Genomic DNA, 8,130 nt, shown 5'->3' on the forward strand with positions numbered 1-8,130 from the left:
GAGCGCGCCGACGCCCACGACCTGGTGGACACCCCCACGCGGGTCCTGGGCCTGGCCACCCGCACCGCCCTGGACACCGCCGAACTCCCCCTCGCACTGCGCCAGCTGCTCGGCCGCTGCACCATCCATTCCATCCCCGCCACCACCCTCTCCGGCCGCCCCAACACCGGCGGCGACGCCCCGGTGGAGGGCGTCCTGGAGGCCACGGTGATGCGGCTGCGCGACCCCTCGGGGGGTGCGATCACCGTGGAGCGCCCCTACCTGCCCTTCACCCCCACCGAGTTCGCCCGCGCCCGCGCCCTCGTCGACCTCGACGCCCGCCTGGGCCCCCGCGTCCCCCGGAGCCAGGACGTACTGACCCTCCCCGAGGGCAACGAGATCACCGTCCGCCGGGCCGACGGCACCGACCTGGCGGCCGCCCGCGCCATGCACGACCGGTGCAGCGACCGCACCCTGGCCCTGCGTTACCACGGTCCCGTCGCCGACGCCGACCGCTACCTCGGCCACCTGCTCAGCCCCCGCTTCGGCCGCACCCTGGCCGCCACCACCGCCTCCGGCCGCCTCGTCGCCCTCGGCCACCTGCTGTGGGACGGGGACGAGACCGAGGTCGCACTGCTCATCGAGGACGACTGGCAGCGCCGGGGCATCGGTTCGGAACTCCTGCGCCGGCTCCTCGCGATGGCCGTCGAGGCCGGCTCCGACAGCGTGTACGCCGTCACCCAGGCCTCCAACACCGGCATGGTCGCGGCCATGCGCGGCCTCGGCCTGCCCCTCGACTACCAGATCGAGGAGGGCACCCTGGTGATCACCGCCCGGCTGGAGCCGGCGAAGGCCCTGAGGCGCCCGGAATCCGGACTCCGACAGGAGAAAAAGCCCGTATGGTGATGACGTAGGGGTGTCGCTCATACGAAGATGTCCGCATGTCAGAGACCCTCCACGGTGACGGCGCTGCGCTCCTGCCCCGGCAGGTCGCCGACGCCTACGTCGACGAACTCATCGCCATCAACCCGATCACCGGCACCTACCTCGGTGTCGCCGCCAGCTCCGGCAGGCTCCCGGACTACTCGCCCGCCGGCCGTGAGGCGAACGCCCGGCTGGCGCGCGAGACCCTCGCCCGGCTCGACGCGGCCGAGCAGCTGCCCGGCGCCGACGCGGACGCCGAGCGCCGCTGCGGCCGGCTGCTGCGCGAGCGCCTGAACGCCGAACTCGCCGTCCACGGGGCCGACGAGGACCTGCGCGCCGTCAGCAACATCCACTCCCCGGCGCACGAGGTCCGCGAGGTGTTCACGCTCACCCCCGCCGAGACCGAGGAGGACTGGGCCGCGATCGCCGAGCGGCTGCGCGCCGTACCGGCCGCCTTCGCCGGCTACCGCGAGAGCCTGGCCCTCGGCCTGGAGCGCGGGCTCCTCGGCGGCCCGCGCCCCACCGCCACCTTCATCGGCCAGCTCACCACCTGGGCCGGCCAGGGTGAGGGCGGGGAGCGCGACTTCTTCGGGGAGTTCGCCTCCGCCGGCCCCGACTCCCTGCGCGCCGAGCTGGACGAGGCGGCCGCCACCGCCACCGCGTCGGTGGCGGAACTGCGCGACTGGATGCGGGACGTGTACGCCCCGGCCGTCGCGGACGCCCCGGACCCGGTGGGCCGCGAGCGCTACGCCCGCTGGTCGCGCTACTTCAACGGGACGGACCTGGACCTGGACGAGGCGTACGCCTACGGCTGGGCCGAGTACCACCGCCTGCTCGGGGAGATGAAGGCCGAGTCGGCCAAGATCCTCCCGGACGAGGCCAACCCCTGGAACGTGCTGCGCCACCTGGACGAGCACGGCACCCACATCGAGGGCGTGGACGAGGTCCAGGCCTGGCTGCAGGGCCTGATGGACGAGGCCATCGAGAACCTCGACGGCACCCACTTCGAGCTCGCCGAGCGGGTCAAGCGGGTCGAGTCCAAGATCGCCCCCGCGGGCGGCGCGGCTGCCCCATACTACACCAACCCCTCGGAGGACTTCTCCCGCCCGGGCCGCACCTGGCTGCCCACCATGGGGCAGACCCGCTTCCCCGTGTACGACCTGGTCTCCACCTGGTACCACGAGGGCGTTCCCGGCCACCACCTCCAGCTGGCGCAGTGGACGCACGTGGCCGACCAGCTCTCCCGCTACCAGGCCACCGTCGGCTGGGTCAGCGCCAACTGCGAGGGCTGGGCCCTGTACGCCGAGCGCCTGATGGACGAACTGGGCTACCTCAAGGACGCCGAGCAGCGCCTGGGCTACCTGGACTGCCAGATGATGCGCGCCGCGCGCGTGATCGTGGACATCGGCATGCACCTGGGGCTGGAGATCCCGGCGGACTCGCCGTTCCACCCGGGCGAGCGCTGGACGGTGGACCTGGCGCAGGAGTTCTTCGGGCAGCACAGCGGCCGGCCGGCGGACTTCATCGAGAGCGAGGTGACCCGCTACCTTTCGATGCCGGGCCAGGCCATCGGCTACAAGCTGGGCGAGCGCGCCTGGCTGCTTGGCCGGGACAACGCCCGCGCCGCACGCGGGGAGTCCTTCGACCTGAAGGCCTGGCACATGGCGGCGCTGTCGCAGGGTTCGCTGGGCCTGGACGACCTGGTGGACGAGCTCTCGCGGCTCTGATCCCTTTCCCCGCCACGCGCCGACGGCCGCCCGCTCCCCTCGGAAGGGGGCCGGGCGGCCGTCGTCCGTGCGCCGGGCGGCTCAGCAGCCGCAGTCGTCGGAGTCGGTGGGGGCGGTCAGCGGGTCGGCCTCGGCACGCTGCTGGGTGCCCTGCCAGGTCTCGACCTCGAAGCCCTCGCGGATCCAGTACTCGATGCCGCCGAGCATCTCCTTGACCTGGAAGCCGAGTTCGGCCAGGGCGAGGGCGGAGCGGGTGCCTCCGTTGCAGCCCGGCCCCCAGCAGTAGGTGACCACGGGGACGTTCTTGTCGAGGAGCTTCTCGGCCTGTTCGGGGATCAGCGCGGTGGGGAGGTGGATCGCGCCGGGTACGTGGGCCTGGTCCCAGGACGGCGTGGAACGGGAGTCGATCAGCTGGAAGCCGAGGTCGGCGCCCTGCTCCCGGTGCGCCTTGAAGGCCGCGGCGACGTCGGACACGTCCGCGTGGAAGGCCAGGCTGGCCGCGAAGTAGGCGGCGGCCGCTGCCGGGGTGGCCGGGGGGACCCGGAGGACGGGGTTGGCGGTGGCGGGGGCGGTCGTGGTGTTCGTCGTCGTCATGGCTCAAAATCTACGAAGAGTTGATCAGCCCGGGAAGTGGGATTCCCCGGCCTTCGCCTTGTTCTGCCGGGGAATCCCCTGCTAGATCTGGGTCATGAGCGGTTATTCCCCCGACGCCACCGACTGGCGCATCCTGGCGGCCCTCCAGCAGGACGGCCGGGCCAGCTTCACCGAGCTCGCGCGCGCCGTCTCGATGTCCGCGAGCGCCGTCACCGAGCGGGTCCGCCGCATGGAGGAGGCCGGGATCATCACCGGCTACACGGCCGTCGTGGACCACGAGAAGCTCGGCAAGGCGATCCTGGCGCTGGTCCGGCTGCGTTATCCGCACGGCAACTACAAGCCGTTCCACGACTTCCTGGAAGCGACCTCCGAGATCCTGGAGGCCCACCACGTCACGGGCGACGACTGCTTCGTCCTCAAGGTCGCCGCCCGTTCCATGGGGCACCTGGAGGAGGTCACGGGCCGGATCGCCGGACTGGGCCCGGTGACCACCAGCATCGTGTACTCGTCCCCGCTGGCGCGGCGTCCGCTCAGTCCCTGATCCCCGCCGTGCGGTGGCGCACGACCGAGCCGCCGCGCTGCTTGACGATCTCCAACTGGGCCTGGACCCGGGTGCGCAGGTCGCCGACGTGGCTGACGATGCCCACGCTGCGGTCGCGTTCGCGCAGGCTGTCCAGTACGTCGAGGACCTCGTCCAGGGCCTGGTCGTCGAGGCTGCCGAAGCCCTCGTCGATGAAGAGGGTGTCCAGGCGCATGCCGCCCGCCTCGTCGGTGACCACGTCGGCCAGCCCCAGGGCCAGGGCGAGCGAGGCGAAGAAGGTCTCGCCGCCGGAGAGGGTGGCGGTGTCCCGTTCGCTGCCGGTCCAGGCGTCCACCACGTGCAGCCCCAGGCCGGAGCGCCCGCGTCCGCTCGCCCGGGCGTCGGAGTGGACCAGGGTGTAGCGGCCGCCGGACATGCGCAGCAGGCGTACCGTCGCGGCGGCGGCGACCTGTTCCAGCCGGGCGGCCAGGACGTACGACTCCAGCCGCATCCTGCGCTCGTTGTCGGCGGAGGTGCCCGCGGTGAGCCCGGCGAGGCGGGCCACCCGCTCGTAGGCCTCGCGCAGCGGGCCCAGGGCGCGCAGCTCCTGCTCCGCCTGCCGGGAGAGCCGGTCCAGTTCGGCGCAGCGGACGCGGGCGGCGTCCACGGCCGAGCCGGCGGTGCGCAGCCGCGCGGCGGCCCGTTCCGCGGCGGCCTCGGCCGCGGCGGGGTCGGCCGGGGGCAGGGCGGCGGCCGCGGCGGTGTCGGCCTCGGCACGCCGCTCGGCGAGCATCGCCTCCTCGGCCTGCCAGGCGTCCAGGCGGTGCTGGAGGGCGGCGCGCTCGTACTCGGGCAGCACGGCGTCGGCGGCCGCTTCGACGGTGTCGAAGCCGGCCTTGAAGGCGGCGTCGGCGAGCTGGTCGTCGGCCTGCTTCAGCCGGGCGGCCGTGTCCTCGGCGCGGCGCAGGGCCGCGGCGGCCGTGGTGACCATCCGGATGCGGTCCTCCAGGGTGCGGGCGCGGGCCGCGACGCTGGGCGAGTCGCCCCGGACGAGGACGAGTTCGGCTTCGAGGGCGGCCTGCTCCTGGTCCAGGGCCTCGCGCCGGGAGGCCCGGGCGGCGGCCCGGCGCTCGGCTTCGAGCCGGTCGGAGCTGCGCGCCTCGTGCTCCCGCTCGGCGCGGGCGAGGCGCTCGCGGGCGGTGTGGAGTGCGGCGGCCTCCGCGTGCGCGGCTGCGTGGCGCTCGCTCAGGTCGGCGGTGAGGGCCAGGAGTTCGGCGGTGGTGGCGTCCCCGGCGGCGCCGGCCGCCTCGGCCTCGGCCTCCCGGAGGGAGGCGAGCCGGCGTTCGACGGCGGCCCGGCGCTCCTCGGCCTGCTCGAAACGGGCGTGGGCGGCGTCCTCGGCGGCCCGGTCCACGTGTCCGGGGGCGGGGCGGGCCGGAGCGGGGTGCTCCGCCGATCCGCACACCGTGCAGGGCTCCCCCGGGGTCAGGGCGGCGGCCAGCTCGGCGGCGATGCCGCGCAGCCGGGCCTCCTTGAGGTCCAGCCAGCGTTCCTTGGCGGCGTACGACTCCTCGCGTACGGAGTCCAGCTCTCCGGCGGCGGCCGCGGCGTCGGCGGCGAGGGAGTCGCGGCGCCGGGCGGCGGCCAGCTGGGCCCGGGCGGGCTCCAGCCGGCCGGCGAGCTGTTCGGCGAGGGTGAGGGCCTGCTGGGCGGCGTCGACCCGTTCCTGCAGGGCGGCGCGGGTGGACTCCCAGCGGGCCAGCCACTCGGCGGACTCCTGGTGCTGCTCGTCGGCGTCCCGGGACTCCCGCTCCAGCGTGGCGCGCTCGCGGCCGATCTCGGCGCTGCGCTGTTCCGCCCGCTGGGCGGCGCCGGCCGCGCCGAGGTCCTCGCGCAGCCGCTGCTCGACGGCGCCGAGCTGTTCGGTGCCGGCCCCGGCGAGGGCGGGGGGCAGCTCCGCCCGGGCGAGGGTCTCGGCGTGGGCGGCGGTGAGGTGGGCGGCGGCCGCGGCCCCGCGCAGTTCCAGGGCCGGGGCGACGAGGGCGCCCCGGCGGGCCCGGTCCAGCAGCTCACGCACGCGTTCACGCTCCGGCGCGGCCTGCTCCAGCAGGGCGGCCCGGCGGGCGGTCTCGGCGTGGCGGTGCTGGAGCCGGTCGAGTTCCCGGGCCTCCTCGGCGGCGCGCCGGGCCGCGGCGTGCCGTCCCTCGGCGGCGGCCAGGGCGTACTCGGCGACGGTGAGCCGCTCGCGGGCGGAGCAGCGGGCGACGGCCGCCCAGGCCCGGACGGCCTCGGCGAGGCCGGGGTCGCCGGGCTGGTGGGCGGGCAGGGGCCAGGCGCGCAGGTCGGCGCTGTCGCCGGCGGCCTGGGCGAGCCGCTGGGCGGCGGCGAGCACCTTCTCGTCGCCGGCCCGCACCTTGGCCTCGGCGGCCCGGCGGCGTTCGGCGAGGAGGGTCTCGACGGCGGCGAAGCGGCGGGTGTCGAAGAGCCGGCCAAGGAGCCGGCCGCGGGCCTCCGCGCCGGCGCGCAGGAACTGGGCGAATTCCCCCTGCGGGAGGAGGACCACCTGGCAGAACTGCTCGCGGCTCATGCCGAGGAGCTGTTCGATCTCCTCGCCGATCTCCTGGTGGGAGCGGCTGAGCGCGCTCCAGCCGTCGCCGGTGTGTTCGCGGAGCCAGGACTGGGCCTTGTCCTTGGTGGTGCCGGTGCCGCGCTTCTTGGGGCGGTCCTGTTCGGGGCGGCGGGTGATCTCCAGCCGGCGGCCGCCCACGGTGAGTTCGAGGGTGACCTCGGTGGGGGTGTCGGGGGCGGCGTGGTCGCTGCGCAGGGTGGTGCCGGGGGCCTGGCGGGAGCCGGGCACGGAGCCGTAGAGGGCGTAGCAGACGGCGTCGAGCACGGAGGTCTTGCCGGCGCCGGTGGGCCCGTGCAGCAGGAAGATCCCGGCGCCGGAGAGGGCGTCGAAGTCGATGCTCTGGGGTTCGGCGAAGGGTCCGAAGGCGGTGACCTCGAGCCGGTGCAGCCTCATCGGGCGGTCTCCAGACGGCCGTCCTCGGCCCGTACGTCCTCGAAGGCGGCGCGCAGCACGGCCCGTTCGGCCTCGTCGGCGGTGCCTCCGCCGCGGACGTGGGCGACGAAGTCCTCGGCGATCTCCTGGTCGCTGCGGCCCCGCAGGCGCTGGGCGTAGGAGGCGGCGCCCTCGTCCCGGCGTCCCTCGGGTTCGAAGGCGAGGCTGAGGGTGTGGGGGAAACGGGCGGTGAGCCGGGCCATCGGGTCCTGGGGGCGGACGGGGTCGGTGAGGACGGCCTCCACCCAGCTGTCCTCGCGGCCGGTGAGCGCGGGGTCCTCCAGGAGGTCCTCCAGGCGGCCGCGGAGCCGGGCGAGGGGACGGGGGACGGGGGTGTCGAGCCGTTCGGCGGTGATCTCACCGGCGGGGCCGAGTTCGACGAGCCACATGCTCTTGCGGTGGCCGGCCTCGGAGAAGGAGTAGGCGAGCGGGGAACCGGAGTAGCGGACCCGTTCGTTGATCGTCTGGCAGCCGTGGAGGTGGCCGAGGGCCGCGTAGTCGACGCCGTCGAAGACGGATGCGGGTACGGCCTCGACCCCGCCGACGGCGATGTCGCGTTCGCTGTCGCTGGCCTGCCCGCCGGTGACGAAGGCGTGCGCGAGGACGACCGAGCGGGTGCCCTCGGGCCGGCCGGCGAGGTCGGCGCGGACGCGGTCCATGGCCGCTCCGAGTACGGCCTCGTGGCTGACCTTCTCCGCGCCGAACTCCTCCTTGACCAGGGCCGGTTCGAGGTAGGGCAGCCCGTAGAGAGCCACGTCGCCGTGGGCGTCGGCCAGCACCACGGGCTCGGCGCAGCCGGCCGGGTCGGTCCTGAGGTGGATCCCGGCCCGGCCGATGAGCCCGGCGCCGACGCCGAGGCGGCGGGCGGAGTCGTGGTTCCCGGAGATCATCACGGTGGGCACGCCGAGGTCGGCGAGCCGGTGCAGCGCCCGGTCGTAGAGCTCGACGGCGGGCAGCGGGGGCACGGCCCGGTCGTAGACGTCCCCGGCGACGAGGACGGCGTCGACCGCGTGCTCGCGCACCGCCTCGACGAGGTGGTCGACGAAGGCGGCCTGGGCGCCGAGCATGTTCACGCGGTGGAAGGACCGGCCCAGGTGCCAGTCGGAGGTGTGCAGGAACTTCACTCGACCGCTCCGACCCGCACGCTTGCTCTCCTCCGTGACCGCGGTTCCGTGACCCGCACCGGCCGTCCAGGCTAACCCGTCCGCCACCGGTGCCCGGCCAGGGTTCCGGGTGCGGGTGCGCGGTCGGCGTGGGGATGGGCCGCTGCGCGGGGCCGGTCCCCTACCCTCCCCCAGACTCCGTCCGGGGGGACCCCCACTTCC

6 protein-coding genes are annotated in these 8,130 nt (G+C 75.1%); 3 read left to right on the plus strand and 3 right to left on the minus strand.

Features of this window, described 5'->3' with window-relative positions; translation table 11 throughout:
* The coding region (locus VR44_RS30240) for a GNAT family N-acetyltransferase (RefSeq protein WP_045950807.1) at positions 1–885 on the plus strand (885 nt) is incomplete at its 5' end.
* A gap of 35 nt (positions 886–920) precedes the next feature.
* Positions 921–2,630: a DUF885 domain-containing protein gene (locus tag VR44_RS30245; RefSeq protein ID WP_045950808.1), complete on the plus strand. Its 1,710-nt coding sequence runs from the start codon at positions 921–923 to the stop codon at positions 2,628–2,630.
* A gap of 81 nt (positions 2,631–2,711) precedes the next feature.
* On the opposite strand, the gene VR44_RS30250 is transcribed toward VR44_RS30245, so the two are convergent.
* The gene (locus VR44_RS30250; RefSeq protein WP_045950809.1) at positions 2,712–3,224 is read right to left on the minus strand and encodes a rhodanese-like domain-containing protein; all 513 of its coding nucleotides are present in this window, start codon (positions 3,222–3,224) and stop codon (positions 2,712–2,714) included.
* 94 nt (positions 3,225–3,318) lie between these two features.
* Here VR44_RS30250 and VR44_RS30255 point away from each other — a divergent pair, with 94 nt between their 5' ends.
* The gene (locus VR44_RS30255; protein ID WP_045950810.1) at positions 3,319–3,765 is read left to right on the plus strand and encodes an Lrp/AsnC family transcriptional regulator; all 447 of its coding nucleotides are present in this window, start codon (positions 3,319–3,321) and stop codon (positions 3,763–3,765) included.
* Here VR44_RS30255 and VR44_RS30260 read toward each other — a convergent pair.
* Together VR44_RS30260 and VR44_RS30265 are read right to left on the minus strand one after the other, a co-directional pair.
* Entirely contained in the window at positions 3,755–6,766 is a 3,012-nt protein-coding gene (locus VR44_RS30260) for an AAA family ATPase (protein WP_045950811.1), read from the minus strand. The genes VR44_RS30255 and VR44_RS30260 overlap by 11 nt on opposite strands.
* Positions 6,763–7,929 (minus strand): exonuclease SbcCD subunit D, encoded by a 1,167-nt coding sequence (locus VR44_RS30265; RefSeq protein WP_045950812.1) that lies wholly within the window; start codon positions 7,927–7,929, stop codon positions 6,763–6,765. Before VR44_RS30265 ends, VR44_RS30260 begins: the two co-directional genes overlap by 4 nt.
* Between the last annotated feature and the right edge of the window lie 201 nt (positions 7,930–8,130).

Origin of the sequence: Streptomyces katrae, assembly GCF_000966975.1 — a bacterium.
In the GTDB taxonomy this organism is placed as follows: Bacteria; Actinomycetota; Actinomycetes; order Streptomycetales; family Streptomycetaceae; genus Streptomyces; species Streptomyces katrae.

Excerpts from the sequence above, each read along its gene's own strand:
- VR44_RS30255 (WP_045950810.1), top strand. The coding sequence starts at position 3,319 with ATGAGCGGTTATTCCCCCGACGCCACCGACTGGCGCATCCTGGCGGCC.
- VR44_RS30250 (WP_045950809.1), bottom strand. The coding sequence starts at position 3,224 with ATGACGACGACGAACACCACGACCGCCCCCGCCACCGCCAACCCCGTC.
- VR44_RS30245 (WP_045950808.1), top strand. The coding sequence starts at position 921 with ATGTCAGAGACCCTCCACGGTGACGGCGCTGCGCTCCTGCCCCGGCAG.
- VR44_RS30260 (WP_045950811.1), bottom strand. The coding sequence starts at position 6,766 with ATGAGGCTGCACCGGCTCGAGGTCACCGCCTTCGGACCCTTCGCCGAA.